This is a genomic window from Variovorax boronicumulans NBRC 103145 (genome assembly GCF_001591345.1).
Classification (GTDB): domain Bacteria; phylum Pseudomonadota; class Gammaproteobacteria; order Burkholderiales; family Burkholderiaceae_C; genus Variovorax; species Variovorax boronicumulans.
Map to the genome: position 1 here is coordinate 1 of NZ_BCUS01000253.1, position 1673 is coordinate 1673.

The 1673-nt window shown below is 71.3% G+C and carries 1 protein-coding gene; it reads right to left on the reverse strand.

Going from position 1 to position 1673, the window contains the following annotated elements; genetic code table 11:
* A partial coding sequence (locus VBO01S_RS31340) for a cobaltochelatase subunit CobN (protein WP_174543729.1) occupies nt 1-1673 on the reverse strand: 1673 nt, incomplete at both ends.

A 1673-nucleotide genomic window follows, 5' to 3' on the forward strand; every position in this document is an offset into this window, starting at 1 on the left:
CGTCGCCGGCCGGAAAGCGCGCGAGCGCGAGCAGCGTGTCGCGCCGCAGCCGCGCGCGTGGCGAATCGCCGAACACATGCAGGCCGTCGCGGATCTGGGTCTCTTTCAGCTCGCACAGGTACGCATCGACGCGCGCGAGCACGGCATCGTCTTCGGCACCCGGCATGCCCAGTTCTTCGACCAGATGCTGGGCGCGCACGGTCGCGAGGATCTGCGCACGCAGCACCTTGGCGCGGCGCGCATCGACCAGCAGCGCGTCGTAGTACTCGTCGACCTGCCGCTCCAGGTCCTGCAGCGGGCCGTGGTTCTCGGCGCGCGTGAGCGGCGGCATCAGGTGGTCGACGATCACGGCCTGCGTGCGACGCTTGGCCTGCGCGCCCTCGCCGGGGTCGTTGACGATGAAGGGGTACACGTTGGGTAGCGGCCCGAGGATGGCGTCGGGCCAGCAGGTGGCCGCGAGCGCCAGGCTCTTGCCCGGCAGCCATTCGAGGTTGCCGTGCTTGCCGACGTGGACGACCGCGTCGATGGCGAACACATCGCGCAGCCAGAAATAGAACGCGAGGTAACTGTGCGGCGGCACCAGCTCGGCGTCGTGGTAGCTCGCGTAGTCGGCCAGGCCCAGCGGGCCGAGCGCGCGTGCCGGCTGGATGCCGACGAACACGCGGCCCAGCCGCAGCCCGGCGATCATGAAACGGCCCTGGCGCAGCATCGGGTCGTGCTCGGGCGGGCCCCATTGCGCATCGATGGCGGCGGCCATGCCCTCGGGCAGCGCTGCGAGGCGGACCCGGTAGTCGGCGAGCGCGTAGCTCTGCCACGCAGGCCGCGCGGCCCACTGCGCGGGGTCGTTGGCGATGCCCTCTTGCAGCGTGCGCATCAGCGCGTCGCCGTCCACAGGCAGCGTGTCGAGCGTGTAGCCCTCGGCCTGCATCGTGCGCAGGATGGCCATCACCGAGGCCGGCGTGTCCAGCCCCACGCCGCTGCCGATGCGGCCTTCGCTGCCGGGGTAGTTCGCGAGGATGAGCGCGACGCGCTTCTCGTCGGCGCGCAGGTTGCGCAGGGTGCACCAACGGCGCGCGAGTTCGGCCACGAAGGCGACGCGGTCGGGCTCGGGCCGGTAGCCGACCACCTCGGTCTGCGTGAGTTCGCAGCGGTGCGACAGGCCCTTGAAGCTCACGGCGCGCGTGACGATGCGCCCGTCCATCTCGGGCAGCGCGATCTGCATCGCGATGTCGCGCGGGCGCAGGCCCTGGCTGTCAGCAAGCCAGTCCTCGCGGTTGCCGCCGCTCACGATCACCTGCAGCACGGGGGCGTCGCCCGCGAGTGCCAGAGGCTCACCGCTTTCATCCGAAGCACCCTGCCCCAGCGCGGCGAAGGCCGTGGTGTTGAGCACCAGCTGCACGTCGTGTTCTACACACAACGCGCGCAACGCGGAGAGGCACAGCGGGTCCTTGAGCGAATCGAGCGCCACGGGCAGCGGGTTCAGTCCTTGCGCATGCAGCGCGGCGGCCAGCGCATCGAAGGCCTCGGTGTTGCCCGACAGCAGGTGCGAGCGGTAGAACACCAGCGCCACCACGGGCGCGTCCGCATGCCAGCCGGCGCGCAGGTCGTCGATGCCCGCGACGGTGTGCGTCGCGTCCATGCCGCCCGGCACATGCAGCGCCACCTGCGGCAGG